The organism is Streptomyces coeruleorubidus, from assembly GCF_028885415.1.
Lineage (GTDB): Bacteria > Actinomycetota > Actinomycetes > Streptomycetales > Streptomycetaceae > Streptomyces > Streptomyces coeruleorubidus_A.
Map to the genome: position 1 here is coordinate 9,113,601 of NZ_CP118527.1, position 18,562 is coordinate 9,132,162.

The 18,562-nt window shown below is 71.4% G+C and carries 19 protein-coding genes; 9 read left to right on the top strand and 10 right to left on the bottom strand.

Translation table 11 applies throughout. The features are described 5' to 3' along the window. The first annotated feature begins 66 nt into the window (after window positions 1-66). Together prcB and PV963_RS41895 are read left to right on the top strand one after the other, a co-directional pair. Window positions 67-915, top strand: coding sequence for a proteasome subunit beta (gene prcB, locus PV963_RS41890; RefSeq protein WP_274821669.1), 849 nt, complete (start codon window positions 67-69; stop codon window positions 913-915). A gap of 194 nt (window positions 916-1,109) precedes the next feature. Next, window positions 1,110-2,270, top strand: a complete 1,161-nt coding sequence (locus PV963_RS41895) for a HoxN/HupN/NixA family nickel/cobalt transporter (protein ID WP_274821670.1) — start codon at window positions 1,110-1,112, stop codon at window positions 2,268-2,270. Here the strand turns inward: PV963_RS41895 and PV963_RS41900 are convergent. Next, window positions 2,260-2,433, bottom strand: a complete 174-nt coding sequence (locus PV963_RS41900) for a hypothetical protein (RefSeq protein ID WP_274821671.1) — start codon at window positions 2,431-2,433, stop codon at window positions 2,260-2,262. The two genes, PV963_RS41895 and PV963_RS41900, sit on opposite strands and share 11 nt — an antisense overlap. 145 nt (window positions 2,434-2,578) lie before the next feature. On the opposite strand from PV963_RS41900, the gene PV963_RS41905 reads away from it, so the two are divergent. Beyond that, entirely contained in the window at window positions 2,579-3,070 is a 492-nt protein-coding gene (locus tag PV963_RS41905) for a DUF5709 domain-containing protein (protein WP_274822281.1), read from the top strand. Between the two features lie 60 nt (window positions 3,071-3,130). On the opposite strand, the gene PV963_RS41910 is transcribed toward PV963_RS41905, so the two are convergent. After that, window positions 3,131-3,337 carry a hypothetical protein gene (locus PV963_RS41910; protein WP_086605225.1) on the bottom strand — a complete coding sequence of 69 codons (207 nt, stop codon included), beginning with the start codon at window positions 3,335-3,337 and terminating at the stop codon, window positions 3,131-3,133. 606 nt (window positions 3,338-3,943) lie between these two features. Next, window positions 3,944-4,969: a PP2C family protein-serine/threonine phosphatase gene (locus PV963_RS41915; protein WP_274822283.1), complete on the bottom strand. Its 1,026-nt coding sequence runs from the start codon at window positions 4,967-4,969 to the stop codon at window positions 3,944-3,946. Between the two features lie 651 nt (window positions 4,970-5,620). Here PV963_RS41915 and PV963_RS41920 point away from each other — a divergent pair. Both PV963_RS41920 and PV963_RS41925 read left to right on the top strand, forming a co-directional pair. Beyond that, window positions 5,621-6,526 carry a GNAT family N-acetyltransferase gene (locus tag PV963_RS41920; protein ID WP_274821672.1) on the top strand — a complete coding sequence of 302 codons (906 nt, stop codon included), beginning with the start codon at window positions 5,621-5,623 and terminating at the stop codon, window positions 6,524-6,526. A gap of 74 nt (window positions 6,527-6,600) precedes the next feature. Next, window positions 6,601-6,954, top strand: coding sequence for a hypothetical protein (locus PV963_RS41925; protein WP_274821673.1), 354 nt, complete (start codon window positions 6,601-6,603; stop codon window positions 6,952-6,954). Here the strand turns inward: PV963_RS41925 and PV963_RS41930 are convergent. Both PV963_RS41930 and PV963_RS41935 read right to left on the bottom strand, forming a co-directional pair. Then, window positions 6,951-7,835 carry a Gfo/Idh/MocA family protein gene (locus PV963_RS41930; RefSeq protein ID WP_274821674.1) on the bottom strand — a complete coding sequence of 295 codons (885 nt, stop codon included), beginning with the start codon at window positions 7,833-7,835 and terminating at the stop codon, window positions 6,951-6,953. The two genes, PV963_RS41925 and PV963_RS41930, sit on opposite strands and share 4 nt — an antisense overlap. 223 nt (window positions 7,836-8,058) lie before the next feature. Beyond that, window positions 8,059-8,583, bottom strand: coding sequence for a CGNR zinc finger domain-containing protein (locus PV963_RS41935; protein ID WP_274821675.1), 525 nt, complete (start codon window positions 8,581-8,583; stop codon window positions 8,059-8,061). A 25-nt stretch (window positions 8,584-8,608) separates the two neighbouring features. Here PV963_RS41935 and PV963_RS41940 point away from each other — a divergent pair, with 25 nt between their 5' ends. The 3 genes from PV963_RS41940 (at window position 8,609) to helR (ending at window position 11,782) form a co-directional block, all read left to right on the top strand. Continuing rightward, window positions 8,609-8,815 (top strand): hypothetical protein, encoded by a 207-nt coding sequence (locus PV963_RS41940; protein ID WP_274821676.1) that lies wholly within the window; start codon window positions 8,609-8,611, stop codon window positions 8,813-8,815. Then, window positions 8,809-9,447: a LysE family translocator gene (locus PV963_RS41945; RefSeq protein WP_274821677.1), complete on the top strand. Its 639-nt coding sequence runs from the start codon at window positions 8,809-8,811 to the stop codon at window positions 9,445-9,447. The genes PV963_RS41940 and PV963_RS41945 overlap by 7 nt, the downstream gene beginning before the upstream one ends. A 178-nt stretch (window positions 9,448-9,625) precedes the next feature. After that, window positions 9,626-11,782 carry an RNA polymerase recycling motor ATPase HelR gene (gene helR / locus PV963_RS41950; protein WP_274821678.1) on the top strand — a complete coding sequence of 719 codons (2,157 nt, stop codon included), beginning with the start codon at window positions 9,626-9,628 and terminating at the stop codon, window positions 11,780-11,782. 45 nt (window positions 11,783-11,827) lie between these two features. Here helR and PV963_RS41955 read toward each other — a convergent pair whose 3' ends face one another. Genes PV963_RS41955 through PV963_RS41970 form a run of 4 tightly spaced genes read right to left on the bottom strand, consistent with a single transcriptional unit; the run spans window position 11,828 to window position 16,156 of the window. Beyond that, a complete protein-coding gene (locus tag PV963_RS41955) occupies window positions 11,828-12,697 on the bottom strand; it encodes a sugar phosphate isomerase/epimerase family protein (protein ID WP_274821679.1) in 870 nt (289 codons plus the stop codon). Beyond that, on the bottom strand, window positions 12,694-13,713 hold the full coding sequence (locus PV963_RS41960; RefSeq protein WP_274821680.1) for a Gfo/Idh/MocA family protein: 1,020 nt from the start codon (window positions 13,711-13,713) through the stop codon (window positions 12,694-12,696). The genes PV963_RS41955 and PV963_RS41960 overlap by 4 nt, the downstream gene beginning before the upstream one ends. A 43-nt stretch (window positions 13,714-13,756) precedes the next feature. Next, window positions 13,757-15,196 carry a sugar porter family MFS transporter gene (locus PV963_RS41965; RefSeq protein WP_274821681.1) on the bottom strand — a complete coding sequence of 480 codons (1,440 nt, stop codon included), beginning with the start codon at window positions 15,194-15,196 and terminating at the stop codon, window positions 13,757-13,759. 9 nt (window positions 15,197-15,205) lie between these two features. Beyond that, complete coding sequence (locus PV963_RS41970; protein WP_274821682.1) at window positions 15,206-16,156, bottom strand: TIM barrel protein; 951 nt, start codon at window positions 16,154-16,156, stop codon at window positions 15,206-15,208. Window positions 16,157-16,382: 226 nt separating this feature from the next. Between PV963_RS41970 and PV963_RS41975 the strand changes: the two genes are divergently transcribed. Then, the gene (locus tag PV963_RS41975; protein WP_274822284.1) at window positions 16,383-17,387 is read left to right on the top strand and encodes a LacI family DNA-binding transcriptional regulator; all 1,005 of its coding nucleotides are present in this window, start codon (window positions 16,383-16,385) and stop codon (window positions 17,385-17,387) included. On the opposite strand, the gene PV963_RS41980 is transcribed toward PV963_RS41975, so the two are convergent. Continuing rightward, window positions 17,384-18,388, bottom strand: a complete 1,005-nt coding sequence (locus PV963_RS41980) for a substrate-binding domain-containing protein (protein ID WP_274821683.1) — start codon at window positions 18,386-18,388, stop codon at window positions 17,384-17,386. The genes PV963_RS41975 and PV963_RS41980 overlap by 4 nt on opposite strands. Window positions 18,389-18,562: the final 174 nt, after the last annotated feature.

The window sequence follows — 18,562 nt, forward strand, 5'->3', positions numbered from 1 at the left end:
TCGCGTTTCCCGCCCACCCTGTTCAGGTAGGAGTCGGTTGACGGTCACGGACGAGGGGGGAACGCCATGACGGGGAACGACCACGAGGGCCGGCTGGGGGAGGAGTTCTTCACACCCGGCTCCTCGTCCTTCACCGAGTTCCTGGCGGCCCACCGCCCCGAACTGCTGAGCACCCGCAGGATCCTCCCGGACGGCGTCCGCGCCGAGGGCGCCCCGCACGGCACCACCGTGCTGGCCCTCACCTACGGCGACGGCGTGCTGATCGCGGGCGACCGGCGGGCGACGATGGGGAATCTCATCGCCCAGCGGGACCTGGAGAAGGTACACCCCGCCGACGACCACACCGCGGTGGCCTTCGCCGGTTCCGTCGGGCTCGCGCTGGACCTGGTGAAGCTCTATCAGGTCGAGCTGACGCACTTCGAGAAGGTCGAGGGCATCCCCATGACCCTCGCCGCGAAGGCGACCCGGCTGGCCACGATGATCCGGGACAACCTGGGCCAGGCCATGCAGGGCCTCGCCGTCGTCCCGCTGCTCGCCGGCTACGACCCCGCGGCTGACGAGGGCGGGCGCGGCCGCATCTTCGGCTTCGACGTCGCCGGCGGCCGCTACGAGAAGTTCGGCTTCCACGCCGAGGGCTCCGGCTCGCCGTACGCCCGGGGCGCGTTGAAGAAACTGTTCCGCCCGGGCATGTCCCGGCGCGAGGCGGCCCTGGCCGCGCTCCAGGCGCTGTACGACGCGGCCGACGACGACTCCGCGACCGGCGGCCCGGACATCACCCGCCGTATCTACCCCGTCGTGTCCGTCATCACCGAGGACGGATTCGAGCGGCTGCCGGAGGCGGAGACGGAGGAGCTCAGTCGCGAGATGGTCGAGCAGCGCCGCAGCCGGCCGGACGGACCGAACGCCGCGGTGTGACATACCGCCGCGGGGGCGTGTGACACCCCACCGTGGGGCGCCCGGTCCCGCGGAGTTTTCGGTTCCCCCGCGGAGTTTTCGGTTCCATGGACAAGACCTGTCGCGGGCTTTACTGCACATGTGTTGCAGGTGCCGGAGGATGGCGCGAGGCTGTTTCCCGCAGCCGTCCGTCCGACAGAAGGACCTTCCCCCCGATGACGGCCGCCCCTGAGTCCACTCCGCCCCTCCCCGCCACGGCTTCCGCCCAGCGCACGGCCCGGCACCGCGTCCGCACCTCCATGACGCGGCAGGAGTGGACCAGGGTCGGGGGGATGGCCGCGGTCATCGTGGCCCTGCACGTGATCGGCTGGTTCACCCTCGTCGCGATCGTCGCCCCCGAGCACCGCACCATCGGCACACAGACCTTCGGCGTCGGCATCGGCGTCACCGCGTACACGCTCGGCATGCGGCACGCCTTCGACGCCGACCACATCGCCGCCATCGACAACACCACCCGCAAGCTGATGGGCGAGGGGCAGCGCCCGCTGTCGGTCGGCTTCTGGTTCTCCCTCGGCCACTCCAGCGTCGTCTTCGTCCTGGCCTTCCTGCTCACCCTCGGCGTGAAGACCCTGGCCGGACCGGTGCGCGACGACGGCTCCGCGCTGCACGACGTCACCGGCCTGATCGGTACGACCGTCTCCGGGACGTTCCTCTACCTCATCGCGGCCGTCAACCTCGTCGTCCTCGCCGGCATCTGGAAGGTGTTCCGCAGCATGCGCTCGGGCCACTACGACGAGGCCGCCCTGGAGGAGCAGCTGAACAACCGCGGCTTCATGAACCGCCTCCTGGGCCGTGTCATGAAGTCGGTCTCCAAACCCGGGCAGGTGTACCCGCTGGGCGTCCTCTTCGGCCTCGGCTTCGACACCGCCACCGAGATCGCCCTGCTCGTCCTGGCCGGCTCCGGCGCCGCCTCCGGCCTGCCCTGGTACGCGATCCTGTGCCTGCCCGTCCTGTTCGCCGCCGGGATGTGCCTCCTCGACACCATCGACGGCACGTTCATGAACTTCGCCTATGGCTGGGCCTTCTCCAAGCCGGTCCGCAAGGTCTACTACAACCTCACGATCACCGGCCTGTCCGTCGCCGTGGCCCTGCTCATCGGGACCGTCGAACTCCTCGGCCTGCTCGTGGAGCGGCTCGGCCTGCACGGTCCCTTCTGGGACTGGATCGCCGGCCTCGACCTCAACGTCCTCGGTTACGTCGTCGTAGGGCTCTTCGTCGCCACCTGGGTGGTGGCGCTGCTGGTGTGGAGGTTCGCGCGCATCGAGGAGAAGTGGACAGGGGACCTGGCCCGGCCGGGAGGCGGTGTCACTCCATGACGGCGACGGCGTACCCGAACGCGAGGGCCACCGCCAGGAGGACGACGGCCACCGCGCAGCCGAGCACCCCCGTCACCGCGGCGATCGCGATCCAGCCGGCCCGCGCCACGCGCTCGGACCGCCGGACCACGTCGTCGTCCTCGTACAGGCCCTCATCAGTCATGACGCCCTCCCGGACGGCGAACCTACCGCAGGGTGATGCGTCCGCCGAGGTTAGAGCCCGCGTAACGGGAAACGCGGAACGGGCACGTGAGACGAACGAGTCGACGCAGCGCGACAGGGAGGCAGAAGTGATGGGCACGGAACCGATGCGCCCCGAACCGATGGCGGACGACGCGTACCAGCCCACCGGGAGCAACGAGGAGCAGGAGGACGCCGCGCCGCTGGACCTCCAGGACGCCGTCGACGAACGGACCTACGACGACACCCTCGACGAGGGCTACTCCCCGCCGGAGAAGCCGCTCGGCGTCACCAAGCGCGGCACCACCGCCGCCGAGCAGCACGACGGCGAGACCCTCGACGAACGCCTCTCCCAGGAGGTCCCCGACGTGTCCGCCGAGCCCGCCGGGGACGGCGTGGGCGACAGCCTCGACAGCGACGGCGAACCGGTCGACCCGGAAGCGGGCACCGAACGTGCGGGCCGCCTGGTCGCCCCGGACGAGGGCGCCCACCCCGACACGACGAAGGAGACCGTCGCGACGGACGTCGGCATCGACGGGGGCGCGGCCGGTGCGGAGGAGGCGGCGGTACACGTGGTGGAGGACGACAGCGACCTGCCGGAGGACGACGACAGGGCGTGACCCGCAGGGCGTCGCGCGTCATGGAGAGCCGTGTGACGCGCGACGCCCTGCGGGGAAGGGCTACGGCAGCAGCTTCTCCAGCGCGGCCGGGCCCTCCGCTGCCAGCTTGCGCTTGGCCCATTCCAGGTTGCGCGGGGTGAGGTCCTTGCCTGAGGCGAGGACGAGGTCCTCCGGTGACACGTCGGTGCCGGTGCGGGCGTGGAGCAGGCGGTCCGGGGTGGTGCTGTCCTCGGGCGGCCGGGACGCGTGGGGCTGTGACGTCGACATGTTCTCTGCTCCTAGGGTCCGGATCGCTGGTGCGGCCCCGGTGCGGAAAATCGGGTCCGATATCACCATTCAACGCGGGAGCCCAGCGTGCATCCGGAGAGCCCCGGCCGCTGCGCCGGCCCCCCACCAGCTCGCGGGAAACCCGCCGAGGGATCCCGTCGGAATCCAGCCGGCCCTCGGCCGAGCGTCCCACCGGCGGCCGACCGGAACTCCCTCCGGGAGCTGGCTGGAAGTCCCCAGAAGCCGGCCGGGAGCCGGCCCGGTGGCGGCCGGAAGGCGGGCGTGATTTCCGCGCGGGGGTCCCGGTCTCCCCACCGGAACCTTCACCGGCAGCTCGCCAGATGCCCTGCCGAGACCCTCACCGGAGGAGCGCCCGAAGCCTGCAGGAAGCCAGCCGGGAGGCGCTCGGAAGACCCCGCCGATGCCGGCCACGAGTCGGCTGGAAGTCCGCCGGGGCCGGCCGGGAGCTGACAGGAAGCCCTGCCGAGCCCTCCAACCGGAAGCCCACCTCAAGCCCGCCGGGAGCCCGCAGGGAGTCGGCCGGACGGACAGAAGCTTTTCCCATGCGCACACACGTGTGCGTACGACCGTGCGACTCCGCCGCCGTCAGCGCAGCCCGCTCCGCGGACGGGGCGCGAGCACGAGCATCGTGACGTCGTCCCGGATGTCCGGGCAGTACCGGACCAGGTCGGTCCACACCCGCTCGGCCAGCGCGGCCGGGTCCTCGTCGGCGAGGCCCGGCAGCCGCTCGGCCAGGGGATAGAAGGCCCCGCCGGCGTCCCTGGCCTCGGTGACACCGTCGGACGCGAGGAACAGCCGGTCACCGGCCCGCAGCCGCACCGAGACGACCCTCGGCGGAGTGACCTCGGCGAGGCCCAGCCCCAGCGGCGTGCACGGCTCGACGTCCAGCTCGACGGCCAGCCCGTCCCGCAGCAACAGCGGCCCGGCCTGCCCGCACGCCACGATCCGCACCACACGCGCGTCGGCGGAGAAGTCCAGCAGCACCGCCGTCGCGAACAACTCGGCATGCGGCTCGCCCGCGGAGTCCACCGCCAGCCTCCGGTCGAGCCGGGCCGCCACCGCCTCCGGATCCGGCTGGTCCAGCACCGCCTCCCGGAACGCCCCCAGCAGCGACGCGACCGTGGCGACCGCCGACAGCCCGTGCCCCTGCACATCGCCCATGACCGCCCGTACGCCGTAGGGGCCCGCGCGTACGTCGAAGAAGTCGCCCCCGACCAGCGTCCCGCTCTGCGCGGCCCGGTACAGCCCCGCACACCGCACCGGCCCGACCCGCTCCGGCAGCGGCGGCACCACGGCCCGCTGCGCGACCTCGGCGACGGACCGCTCGGTGACCAGCTGCGCGTCACGCCTGCTGCGCACGAACGACAGCAGCACGCTCAGCGCCGCCACGAAGCAGACGGTCAGCAGATCGGTGCTGCCGGGGTTGTCCAGACGGAAGACGGGCACCGTCAGCACGACCACCGCCAGCGCGCCGAGCACCGCCGTCACGACCGGCCCGTGCGCCAGCACGGCCAGCGGCGGGATCGCACCCAGCAGGAAGCCGATGTCCAGCGGCTCCGGACTGATCAGCTCCGCCGTGCACACGCCCGCCAGCAGCACGGACGGCAGCATCCGCGCCCAGACCGGCGGCGGTGCGCCGCGCAGCCAGCCCCGCCGGTCCAGATCCCGGTCCCGGTCCCTGCCCCGGCGCGGCAGCCGGGCGCGCGCACTGCTCACACCACCACGCTGCTACGCCCCACCCGGCGCCGCACTCCGGGCCCGCGCCGCCGCGGACGGCCGCAGGCGGCGGCCGCAAGGGGCGCGGGCCCGCTAGAACGGAGTGAGGGGCAGCCGCAGCCCCGTCGGCGCCGGCCAGGGCGACCGCGTAGTCGGTGAAGCCGTCGGGCCCGTTGTCCGACAGGGCCACCGGGGCCAGGGTGTCCGTTTTTGAGAACGCCCTCGCGGATCCGTGTCACGGGGCCTAGGACGGGCAGCGCCCCCGCCAACCCCCGTCTGCCACGCAAGAAACCTTTGCTTGAGGCGCCACTTGGGACATCGGCGGTCGCTCAACCGCCTCTTGAGGGCCACTTGAGCCGCGTCAGAAAAGCGATGGACGGTCCGTCTGCGATCCCGTAGCGTGTCGGCGTCACGCCCCGAGACCCGTGGAAGGAGGGCAGAGCCGTGCGGTTCACACACCTTCAGCGCTCCCTGCCCCTCATCCCGGCGTGCCTCGACTGACCTCACCGGGAGCGCTCTCCGCAGCATGCATCCCGGAGGAATTCCGTGACCGATGTGGTCATCCGCGCGCTCGACGCGAGCGACGCCGATCTCTTCGACACCCTGCCCGATCCGCTGGGCGCCCGTGAGGGCCACCGGCTGACCCGGCACCGCCCCGACTGGAAGCGCGTGGCCCTGCGCGACGGCAGGGTCGTGGCCCGCGGCGCCTGGTGGGGCGGCCCCGACGACACCAAGCCCGTCAACCTCAACTGGTTCGACGTGGCGGACGGCGAGGAGGAAGCGGGCGCCGCACTCCTGCGCTCCGCCCCCTGGCAGGTGGAACTGGAACTGAACCTGCCCGAGGACTGGCGCGACGACCCCGCCCTGCGCACCGCGGCCGAGACCCGCTTCACCGCCGCACGGAAGGCCGGCTACGACCTCCTGGTGGAACGCCTGTTGTACCGGTGGACCCCGGACCACGGTCTGCCCGAGCGGCCCGGGCGCCTGGTGTTCCGCGCCGAACCGGACGACGCCGTGTTCTTCGACGCGCTGCGCCGCATCCACTCCGTCACGCTGGACGCCCACGCGCTGAAGGCCATCGAGCAGGGCGGACTCGACCAGGCGGCCCAGGAGGAACTCGACTTCTTCCACTGGTGCCCCTCGCCCCGCGAGTGGTGGCAGGTCGCGTACACACCGCAGGGCGAACCGGTCGGCATCCACATCCCGGCCCACAATCCGACGGGCCCGTGCATCGGCTTCATCGGGGTCCTGCCCGACCAGCGCGGCCACGGCTACGCCTACGACCTCCTGGCCGAGTGCACGCACTTCCTGGCCGGTCAGGGCGCGGACTTCATCGCCGCCGCCACGGACCAGGGCAACTTCCCCATGGCCGCGAACTTCACGAAGGCCGGTTTCCCGGTGGTGAAGGAACGGCTCAACTTCGACCCGCCGCAGGACGGCCGTACGGCCTGACGCGACCGGCCGCTGTCAGTGCCGGGTGGCAAGCCAGCGGCCACAGTGATCCATCCGGGGCGACGGAGGCGGGCGTGGGTTTCAAGGGCCAGGTGTGGCAGGTGCACAGTGCCGGGCGGGAAGCGGACGGAGCGGTCGGGGAGATCCTGATCGAGGAGGCCGACTTCCCCTGGCTCTCGGGCCGCTTCACCCCCGGCCCGGCCTTCGACTCCGTCCGCGACCTGTTCGCACAGGAACTCGCCCTGGCCAGACAGGACCACGACCGGCTCTGGGAGGAATGGGAGCGCGTCTACGCCGAGATCACCAGACGCGTCTCCCTCTCTTCCCCGGACGGCCCGGTCCCCGCGTTCCTGCTGCATATCGAGGGCGGCGAGGCCTGGTTCCGCTGGAGTGACGAGCCCGACGAGGACCTTGCGGACACCCCCTAGCGCGCGCCGCCGTTCAGCAGGTCCTGGGCCGCTGTGAGGATCTCGGTGACCCGGAGGCCGAACGCCGCGTCGCACGCGTGCGGGCGGCCGGTCCGGGCGGCGGCGAGCAGGGCGTCCGCGGCCCGCTTGAGGGCGGGGACCGCTCCGTCGGAGCTGTCCGGCAGCACCGCGACCCCGGCCTCCCCCCGGAGCTCGACGGCGGCACCCGACGCGGCGGGCGGTGCCGTCAGGCTCAGGGTGAGGGTGCTCGACGCACCGCCGGTGTGGTCGAGGACGACATGGGCCGTGTCCCCGGGGCCGTACGCGGCCGCCGTCACGCGTCGCACGTCGCCGAGCACCGGCAGCAGCACGGACAGGGCGTGCGGGCCGACGTCCCACAGGGCGCCCTTCTCCCGCCGCCATGGCGTCGCGAAGGGGCTCTCGCTGGTGAACACCGCCCCGAGCCACTGCGCACGCCCCGTGAACCAGCCCGGCACCGCCGCCTGCTCGGTGATCCACGCCTGCGGCCCGGGCTGGAAGCGGGTCGTGAAGAACACGACCGAGGCGACCCCGGCCTCCTCGGCGGCCTCGACCACGGCCCGTCCCTGCTCCACCGTCGGCGCCAGGGGCTTGTCGAGCAGCAGATGACACCCGGCCCGCGCCGCCCGCACGGCGAGCCCGGCCTGCACGTCCGGAGGCAGTGCCACGGCGACCGCGTCCACGTCGGCGAACAGCTCGTCGACGTCGTCGTACGACCGGACACCGTGCCGCTCGGCCAGCTCCTTCGCTGCCTCCGGGCGGCGTCCCCACACACCGGCGAAATCGAGCTCGTCGTGCCCGCTCAGTGCGGGTGCGTGGGCTATCCGCGCCCACGGGCCGGTGCCGAGCAGTCCTATGCGCATGCCGTCGCCTCTCCACGGTGCCCTGAACAGCCGACGGCCGTTCCTCGGCCGCCCGCTCGCCGAAGAGCGTGTCATACGGAACCGGCCGCGGGGAGTCCAGGCAGGGGACTCGGGCGGTTCCGCTGCCGGGAGGCGGGAAAAGGCCTTCGTTGCGGGGTCAACCGGACCGGGGCCGACTTTGGGCTGCTGCGCCGTCGCATCGGCAGTCGGCACGAAGCCGGCCTTACCGCCGCCGCTTGCGGTCGCGGTGCGCGGAGACGTGGACCCGTGTGGCGCACAGGCGGGAGCAGTATGCGCGGCGGCCGTTGCGGGACACGTCGACGAAGACGGCACGGCAGCCCGGTGCCGAGCACTGCCCGAGACGGCAGGGGTCCGTCTCGGTGAGTACCAGGGCGAGCCCGGCCGCGGTGGCGGCCCGCACGCGCGTGACGACGTCGGCGTTCTCGTCGGCGTAGTGCAGGTGCGGCGGCTGGCCGTCGTGTGTGGACACGTACGGGCGGGCCGCCGCATCGGTCAGCAACCGGTTGACGGCACCGACCTGTTCCGGCCTGGTGGGGGCCGCGAACGCCTCCCACAGGCGCAGGCGCCAGGCCAGCAGCAGCTGGAGCTGCGGGCCGGTCAGCCGGGGACGCGCCACCCGGTGCTCGGCCAGCAACGTCTCGACCGTGTGGGTGTCGCACCCGTCGTCGAGGTTGGCCAGGGCCGCCGCCAGCAGGGCCGCGTTGCCGCCGTAAGCGTTGAAATGCATTTACTCATTGCATCACGCTCTCGGCATGACCGCATGCCTCTTCCTCACCTTGTCGAAGCACTCGACCTCCCTGGGCTGGGTGCGCTACCAGCGCTGCGCCTGCGGCCGCCTGCGGGTGCTGCTGGCCGGGGACGTCCTCAAGGACGGAGCTGCGCCGCCACGCGGGCCGTCACCTGAAGAGCCGGTGACGGCGGCCGGACGGGCAGCCGGTGGCGGTGAGCCGGCGTGCTAGGGCTCAGCTGGGCCCAGTTGGGCTCCTTCGTCGCGCTGTGCCTGGTCCTCGCGGCAACCCCGGGCGCCAATCTCACGGTCGTGCTCGGCTGCGCGCGACAGGGCGGTCAGCGTGCCGCGGTCGCCGCCACGGTCGGTTTGACGCTCGGCAAGGTCTTCTGGGCGGCAGGCTCCGTACTCGGGCTCGCCACGCTGCTGGCGACTTCGCGCGTGGCGTACGACACGCTCCGCCTGGCGGGCGCGGCGTACCTGATCTGGCTGGGCGTACAGGCCCTGCGCTCGGCCCGGCGCCGGCCTGCGGTCCCGCGGCCCGACGGTCTCGCGCCCGGGCTGTCCGCGTACGGCGGGTTCCGCCGCGGTCTGATCGGCGACCTGCTCAACCCCAAAGTGGGGATCTTCTACACCACCGTGTTCCCCCAGTTCATCGAGCCGGACGATGCGGTCGTCCCGGCGGCCGCCGCGCTGCTCGCCGCTCACACCGCGGTGCTCATGACGTGGTATCCGGGGATGAGTCATCTGCTCACCCGGGTGGGCCGCCGGCTCGCGAGACCCGGACTCTCGGCAGTGCTCGACGGGGTCATGGGCTCCGCACTCATCGGACTCGGCATCCGACTGGCCGTCGTTCCACTCTGAACTGCTCGGAGGGAGCGCACCCGGACCGAGGCTGGACAGCGGGCCACAACAAGAAAGGCAAGGAGTCCTCTCCTTGCCACTCTCAAGCTATAACACGCAGGGGGCCTTGCGGCAAGGCCCCCTGCGTGCCGCAGACTGTCCGGCCTGAGCCCAGGACCTGCGGAAACGGGAGCATGACGTGACCCCCCTGACCACCAGCGCGTTCGATCTTCCCGACCGCCTCTCGCACAAGGCCGACCCGGCGTTGATCGCCGGAGACGAGCGGCACTTCGCTGCCGTCGCCGCGTGTCTCGAACAGTCGATCGCCGAGCTGTCCGACCGCCTCGACGTCGAGCGCAGGGCGCCCGGCGGGAAGGGGCGGCAGGCGATGGACCGGGACGCCGAGATCCACCGGCTGACCGCCCGCCTGCGGGCACTGCGGCGCTTCGGCCTGGACCTGTGCCTCGGGCACATGGTCGGCGCGGACGACCCCGAGCCCGTGTACGTGGGACGACTCGGACTCACCGACAGCGAGGGGCGCCGGCTGCTGGTCGACTGGCGTTCCCCCGCGGCCGAGCCGTTCTTCGGAGCCACCCACGCCAACCCGATGGGCCTGGCCAGCCGCCGCCGCTACCGCTGGACCGGCGGCCGGATCAGCGACTACTGGGACGAGGTGTTCACCGCGGACGGAGTCGTCGGGCACGCCGCGCTCGACGACCAGTCCGCCTTCATCGCCAGCCTGGGCAGCAACCGCTCACCCCGGATGCGGGACGTGCTCGGCACCATCCAGGCCGACCAGGACGCCATCATCCGCGCGGGTTCCCGGGGCGCCCTCGTCGTCGATGGCGGCCCGGGCACGGGCAAGACGGTCGTCGCCCTGCACCGCTCCGCCTACCTCCTGTACTCCGACCCCCGGCTCGGCCACCGCCGGGGCGGCGTGCTGGTCGTCGGCCCGCACCGGCCCTACCTCTCCTACGTCGCCGACGTCCTGCCCAGCCTCGGCGAGGAGGGCGTGCAGACCTGCATACTGCGGGACCTCGTCCCCGAGGGAGCCGAAGCGGCGGTCGAGAGCGACCCGGACGTCGCCCGCCTGAAGTCGTCCGCGGACATGGTGAAGGCCATCGAGAAGGCCGTCACCTTCTACGAGGAGCCGCCCACCGAGGGAATGACGGTCACCACCCACTGGTCCGACATCCGCCTCAGCGCCGGCGACTGGGCCGTGGCGTTCGAAGCGGCGGAACCCGGCACCCCGCACAACGACGCGCGCGGCCAGGTCTGGGAGGAACTGCTGACGATCCTGCAGGACAAGCACGAGGGCGACACGCCGGCCGCCCTGCTCCGCAGGTCGCTTTCGCAGAACAGGGAACTGCTCACGGCCTTCAACCGCGCCTGGCCGCTGCTCGAGGCGCCCGACCTCGTCGGAGATCTGTGGTCGGTACCGGCCTACCTGCGGATGTGCGCTCCCTGGCTCAGCCGCGAAGAGGTACGCAAGCTGCAGCGCGAGGATCCCCACGCCTGGACGGTGTCCGACCTGCCGCTGCTGGACGCGGCCCGGCAGCGGCTCGGCGACCCGGCGGCGGCGCAGCGACGGCGCCGGCACGCCGCCGCCGTCGCCTCCGAACGCGAACGCATGGGCAGGGTCGTCGACGAGCTGCTGGCGGCCCACAGCCATGACGACGGCGAAGGCGTGCTGGTCATGCTGCACGGACAGGACATGCGGAACTCCCTGGTCGACGAGAGCGCCCTGCCCACCGCCGACCCGGACCGGCTCGCCGGCCCGTTCGCGCACATCGTCGTGGACGAGGCCCAGGAACTGACCGACGCGGAGTGGCAGATGCTGCTGCTGCGCTGCCCGTCCCGCAGCTTCACCATCGTCGGGGACCGCGCCCAGGCCCGGCACGGGTTCACGGAGTCGTGGCGGGAACGGCTGGAGCGCGTCGGACTCGGCCGGATCGACCTGGCCTCGCTGAGCGTCAACTACCGGACACCTGAGGAGATCATGGCGGAGGCCGAGCCGGTCATCCGGGCCGCCCTGCCGGACGCCAACGTGCCGACCTCCATCCGCAGCGGCGGCGTCCCCGTCGTGCACGGGTCAACTGCGGAGCTGCACTCGGTCCTCGGCACCTGGCTCGGCGCCCATCCGGACGGGATCGCCTGTGTGATCGGCGATCCCGCGTTCCGGCCGGCTTCGCCCCGGGTCCGTTCGCTGACCCCGGAGCTGTCGAAGGGACTCGAGTTCGATCTCGTCGTCCTCGTCGACCCGGAGGACTTCGGCACGGGCATCGAAGGAGCGGTCGACCACTATGTCGCGATGACCCGGGCGACCCAGCAGCTCGTCATCCTCACGAGCTCCTGACGCGACTTTGCCGGGGCCCGCAGCGCGGGCCCCGGGGCAGCAGTCCTACGCGGCGAGCTCCTTGCGGATGCGGTCCAGCATGAACGCCGACGACTCCCTGGCCCGCTCCTCCCAGGCGAAGACACAGGACGTGGCGACACCGTCGAAGCCCAGCTCGCGCAGCGTGCCGAAGAAGGCGTCCCAGTCGACCTCGCCCTGGCCGATGTCGAGATGCTGGTGGATCCGGGCCGGCGTGCCCGGCGGGTTGAGGATGTAGCGCAGGCCGGACGAACCCTTGTGGTTGAAGGAGTCCGCGATGTGCACGTGCTGGAGCTTGTCACCGGCGTAGCGCATCATCGCCGCGATGTCGGCGCCGACCTCCGAGGCCCCGGAGAGGTGGAAGGAGTGCGGGGCGCAGTACAGGTAGTTCACCCACGGCTTGTTGATCGCGCGGACGAGATCGACGGCGGGCGTGTTCTCCTCGCAGAAGTCGTCCGGGTGCGCCTCCAGGTTCAGAGCGATGCCTTCGCGCTCGAACACCGGCAGCAGTTGCTCCAGCGAGCGCCAGAAGGCGGCCTCGCTCTCGGCGGCGCGCTCGGGGCGGCCGTTGAACTCCGAGTTCATCAGCGGGCATTCGAGCTCGACGGTGATCTCGATCATCCGCTTCCAGTAGCGGACGGCGGCCTGCCGCTCGGTCTCGTCCGGCGAGGACCACTTGTACAGCGGCAGCACCGAGGACAGCTGCACACCGTGCCGGCGCAGCGACTGCTTCAGCTCCGCCACCCGCGCGTCGTCGGCACGCGGGTGCAGGAAGAACGGCATGAAGTCCGCGCGCGGCGACAACTCGATGTACTCGTAGCCGAGTTCGGCGACCGTGCGCACCATGTCGTCGATCGGCAGGGCGCGGAACATGTAGGGGTCGAGGGCGATCTTCACGCGGTCCCTCCGTAGAACGCGGGGCGGGGCTTCATGTCGACGGTGACGCTCTCGCCGCCGGTCTCCAGGGACCGGACGGCGGCGTCGGTGATGACGGTGGCGGCGTAACCGTCCCAGGCGGACGGCCCGGTGGGCTCGGTGCCGGCGGCCACGCCTGCGACCCACTCGCGGAACTCGGTGTCGAAGGCCTGCGCGAACCGGTCCTTCCAGTCCTGGAGCACACCCGTGCCGTGCCGGGCGGCGGTGCGGATGCCGACGGCCGCCGGGTCGGGCAGCCGGACCAGGCCGTCCTCGCCGACGACCTCGCACTGGATGTCGTAGCCGTACTGGCAGTTGACGAAGACCTCCAGGTCGATCCGGACGCCCTCGGAGGTCTCGAAGATCATGATCTGAGGGTCCTTGAGATGCGCGAAGCGCTTGCTCGTGGCGCGCGGGGTGACCACCTGCGCGGAGACGATCTCGTCGTCGAGCAGCCAGCGCAGCACGTCGATCTCGTGCACGGCCGTGTCCTGGGCGGCCATGGCGGAGTGGTACGACTCCGGCACCGTCGGGTTGCGGTGGGCGCAGTGCACGATGAGCGGGGCCCCGAGCGAGCCGGTCGACAGGACCTCCTTCATCTGGCGGTAGCCGGCGTCGAAGCGGCGCATGAAGCCGACCTGCACCAGACGGCGGCCGTGCGCCCGCTCGGCCTCGACGATCCGCAGACAGTCCTCGGCGGTTGTGGCCAGGGGCTTCTCGCAGAACACCGGCTTGCCGGCCGCGATCGCGCCCAGGACGTGCTCGGCGTGGGTGGGCCCCCAGGAGGTGACGAGGACGGCGTCCACGTCCGGGGAGGCGATCAGATCCGCGCCGGTGGGCTGCGCGGTGGCGCCGGCCCGGGCCGCCACCTCGGCGGCGCGGTCGGTGTCGATGTCGGTCACGGCCGTGACGGCGGCCCCGGTGACGACCTCGGTGAGCCGCCGGATGTGGTCCTGGCCGATCATTCCGGCGCCGATGACGCCTACACGTACGGTCATGGTGAACTCCTTGGAGAAGAACAGGAGAAGCTCAGGGGGGAGGTCAGGAGAAACGCGTCCGGAGCTCGGCTTCGAGGGATTCGAGGGTGCGGCCCTTGGTCTCGGGGACGTAGAGCTTGACGAACGTGAGGGACAGCACGCCCGCCACCACGAACAGGAAGAAAGTGTTGGAGATCCCGATCCCGGAGACCAGGGACGGGAAGACCAGCCCGATCACGAAGTTGGTCAGCCACAGCACCACGGCCGCGATCCCCATGCCGAAGCCGCGCATCCGCATCGGGAAGATCTCCGACAGCATCAGCCAGGTCACCGGCGAGATCGCGCCCTGCTGGAAGGCGAGGAACGTGACCGTCATGGCGAGCACCGCGAAGGCCCGCGCGTCACCCGAGGGCAGCACCAGGGAGAAGACGCCGATCAGCAACAGGGCGACGGTCGTACCGGCCTGACCGGTCATCAGCATCGGGCGGCGCGGTACCCGGCCCAGCAGCCAGATGCCGACGAAGGTGGCCAGCACCGAGATCACACCGTTGGCGATGTTCGCCGTCAGCGCGCTGTCGGCGGCGAAACCGGCGTCGGTGAGGATCTGTGTGCCGTAGTACATGATCGTGTTGACGCCGGTGATCTGCTGCACGATCGCGATGCCGAACCCGACGAACATCAGCTTGCGCACCCACGGCGTGCTCTTCATGTCCTGCCAGCCGCCGAGCTTGGCCTGCTCGTCCTTGACGGCGAGCGCGGACACCTCCTTCAGCTCGGCCTCGGCCCGAGTCTGCGAGCGCACCTGCTTGAGGACTTCGAGGGCCTCCCCGAAGCGGCTCTGGGAGGCCAGCCAGCGCGGGCTCTCCGGCATCACCAGCATGCCGAACCAGAGCACCACCGCCGGCAGCGTGGCGATGACCAGCATCCAGCGCCACACGCCACCGGACTCGCCGCCGACCTGGGCGATGATGGCGTTGGACGTGAAGGCCAGCAGCTGACCGCTGACGATCATCAGCTCGTTACGGGTGACGAGAGCGCCGCGCCGCTCGGCGGGCGAGACCTCCGCGAGATACACCGGCACGGTCACCGACGCGCCGCCGACCGCGAGACCGAGCACGAACCGCGCCACGATCATCACCTCGGTCGTGGGGGCGAGCGTGCAGCCGAGCGCGCCGACGAAGAACAGCACGGCCAGCAGCAGGATGTTGCGTCGCCTGCCGCGCGCGTCCGACAACCGGCCGCCGGTCACCGCGCCCAAGGCGGCACCGAGCAGCAGCGAGCTGGTGACCATGCCCTCGGTGACCGGGGTCAGGCCGAGGTCGTCGGTCATGTAGGGCAGGGCGCCGTTGATGACGCCGGTGTCGTAGCCGAAGAGCAGACCACCGAACGTGGCGATGATCGTGATCAGCCGAAGCCGCCGCCTGACCGCCGCAGGGGCGTCGTCCGCGACGGCGGTGGCGGGGGGTGGGATGGGGGCCGGTGTCGTGTCGTCCGTGACGTCCATGGCCGCTCCTTACCTGTCGATGTTCGGGCGCCGGGTACCCGACAGTCCGCAGCCGGCCAGGTGTTCACGGGTGCTGACCGCGATCGGCAGCGGCACCTCGGGAGCACACGGGTACAGGTCCTGCTCGACGATCACGAACAACTCCGCGTCGAGCTTGGCGAGTTCGCCCACCACATCGGCCGGATCCGGCACGCCGGCCGGCGGCGACACGCACACCCCGCGCTTCACGGCCTCACCGAAGGACAGGTCCTCGGCCGCGACCTGCGCCAGGATCTCCGGGTCCATCTGCTTGATGTGCACGTAGCCGACCCGCTCACCGAAGCGTCGGATCAGATCGAGGTTGTCCCCACCGCCGTACGCGACATGCCCGGTGTCCAGGCAGAGGTTCGTGTAACGGCTGTCCGACTCGTTCAGCAGCCGCTCGATCTCTCCTTGCGTCTGGATGTGGCTGTCGGCGTGCGGATGGACGACCAGCCGTACGTCGTACTCCTCCAGCAGCAGCCTGCCCAGCCGGTCGGCGGCCCGGCCGAACCCGGCCCACTGCTCGGCGGTCAGCTCGGGCGACTCGGTGAAGGCACCCGTCTTCTCGTCCCGGTACATCGGCGGGATGAAGACGAGATGGTGCGCTCCCGCGGCGGCGGTCAGCGCGGCGACCTGCCGGACATGGGCCAGCATCTCGTCCCACGCCCCGGGCCGGTGCAGCGCGCCGAACGCGGTGCCGCCGGAGACCTTGAGCCCCCGGGCGTCCAGTTCGGCCTTCAGCCGCTGCGGGTCGGTGGGGAGATACCCGTACGGGCCGAGTTCCAGCCACTGGTATCCGGCCCGGACGAGCTCGTCGAGGAAACGGGTGTACGACACCTGGTGCTCGTCCTCGGGGAACCAGACGCCCCAGGAGTCGGGGGCGGAGCCGAGGCACAGGTTGCCGACGGTCGTACGCAGCGGGGCTGGCGCCGTTGCCATGGTGAGTGTCCTTCGGGGAGAGGAAGGGGGTGGGCGTGAAGACTGATGCGCTCTACTAGCGCGCTCTAGTTCGAGTACGATGACTCCTGTCCAAATGTCATGTCAATAGGTTGTTGCCGGTAGATTGCGGGGTCCGTGTACAGGCCCCGTGCGGGACGCCCCGTAAGGTGGTCGGCGTCGGAGGGTGGGTTCACACGTGGATGCATCGGGCAGGCAGCGGCCCACGATGGCGGACGTCGCCGAGAAGGCGGGCGTGTCCCGCGCGCTCGTCTCGATCATCTTCCGCAACCAGGCGGGGGCAAGCCGGGAGACGCGGGAGCGGGTCCTGCGCGTGGCCGACGAGATCGGTTACCGGCCCGACAGCGCGGCCCGGCTGCTGGCCCGTGGCCGCAGCCGCACGCTCGGCGTGATGTTCACCGTGCACCAGACCTTCCACACGGACCTCATCACCGGCATCTACCCCGAGGCCGAACGGCTCGGTTACGACGTCCTGCTCTCCGGGGCCACCCACGGCCGCAGCGAGGCCAAGGCGGTCGAGGCGCTGCTCAGCCACCGCTGCGAGGCGGTGATCCTGCTCGGCCCGGACGCCGAACCCGCCTACCTCGCCGAGCTCGGGCAGCGCACGGTCACCGTCTCGATCAGCCGCCGGGTGCCCCAGGCCCATGTCGACTTCGTGCACTCCGCCGAGGGCAAGGGCGTCCGGCAGGCCATGGACCACCTGGTGGAGCTGGGGCACCGCCGGATCGTGCACATCGACGGCGGACGCGGTCCCGGTTCGGCGGAGCGGCGGCGTGCCTACCGTGCCGCGATGCGCCGCCACGGGCTTCAGGCGCACGCACGGGTGATCCCCGGCGAGCACACCGAGGAGTCCGGTGTCGAGACCGGCCGGCTGCTGCTGGCCGAACGCGACGGCGGACAGCCGCTGCCGACGGCGGTCCTCGCCGGCAACGACCGCTGCGCGATGGGGCTGCTGATGGCCCTGACCAGGGCGGGCGTCGAGGTCCCGCGCGACCTGTCCGTCGTCGGCTACGACGACAGTCACCTCTCCCACCTGATGCCGCTCGGCCTGACCACCGTCCGCCAGGACGCGTTCCTCATGGCCGAGCACGCGGTCCGCTTCGTCGTCGAACGGCTGGAGAACGGGGAACTGCCGCCGAGGGAGGCCGTGCTGGACCCCAAACTGGTGGTGCGGGGAACGAGCGGGCCCGCCCCGGCGGAGGGCACCCCCTAGCGCGTCCCCTTCTTCGCGAATTCGGCGACACTGTCGACGTTGTCCTTCGTGACGAAGGCCGGCCCGGTGAGCACGGGAGCGGTGCCGCCGCCGCTGAAGTTGCCGTTCGTCTTGTAGAGCCACAGCGCGTCGACGGAGAGGTAGCCCTGGAGGTAGGGCTGCTGGTCGACGGCGAACTGGATGTCGCCGCCTTGGATGGCGCCGACGAGGTCCTTGTTGAGGTCGAAGGTGGCGACCTTGGCCTTGCTGCCCGCGTCCTTGACCGACTGCACGGCGGTCATGGCGATCGGCGCGCCCAGCGTGACCACCTGGTCGATGCCGGCTTCCTTCTGGAGCTTGGCCGTCAGCGTCGACTTCACGGAGGGCATGTCGGTGCCGTTGACGTACAGATTCTCCGTCGTGCCCTTGAAGCCCTTCTTCAGACCGGCGCAGCGCGCCTCCAGCGCCACCTGGCCCTGCTCCTGGATCACGCAGACGGCGTGCTTGGCGCCCTGCTGGTTGAGGCGCTCGCCGAAGGCCTGGCCGGCGATGTTCTCGTCCTGGCCGAAGTACTCGAGCATGCCGAGTTCCTGCCAGTTGTCCAGGCCGGAGTTGAAGCCGACGACGGGGATGCCGGCCGCCTTGGCCTTGGCCACGACCGCCTTCATCGCGTCCGGCTTGGCGGCGGTCAGCGCGATGCCGTCGACCTTCTGGTCGATGGCGTTCTGCACCAGGTTGGCCTGGTTTCCGGCGACGGGGTCGCTGGAGTAGACGAGCTTGATGTTGTCCTTCGCGGCGGCGGCCTGGGCGCCCTTGCGGATCAGGTCCCAGAAGGTGTCGCCGGGTGCCGCGTGCGTGACCATGGCGACGGTCATCCGCGGGGTGGTGGCCTTGCCCGCGGCGGCGTCGGTGCCGCCGGTCTCGGACTGCTTCCCGCCGGAGCCGCTGGAACAGCTGGCGGCGAGCAGCGCGCCCACGAGGACGGCGGTGGTCAGGGCGGCGGATCTGTGGTGTCTGCGCATGTCGGGTGCACCTCGGTGTGCTGGGGGGAACGGGTCGTGCCCGGTCCGGGGAGGCAGCTGGAGCGCGTCACTAGCGCGCTCTAGTGGCAGGTACTATGCGGGCGCCTTCGGGTGATGTCAACAGCTTTGTCAGGACGTTCCAACAAACAGGACGTTCCAACAAAACAGGGCCGC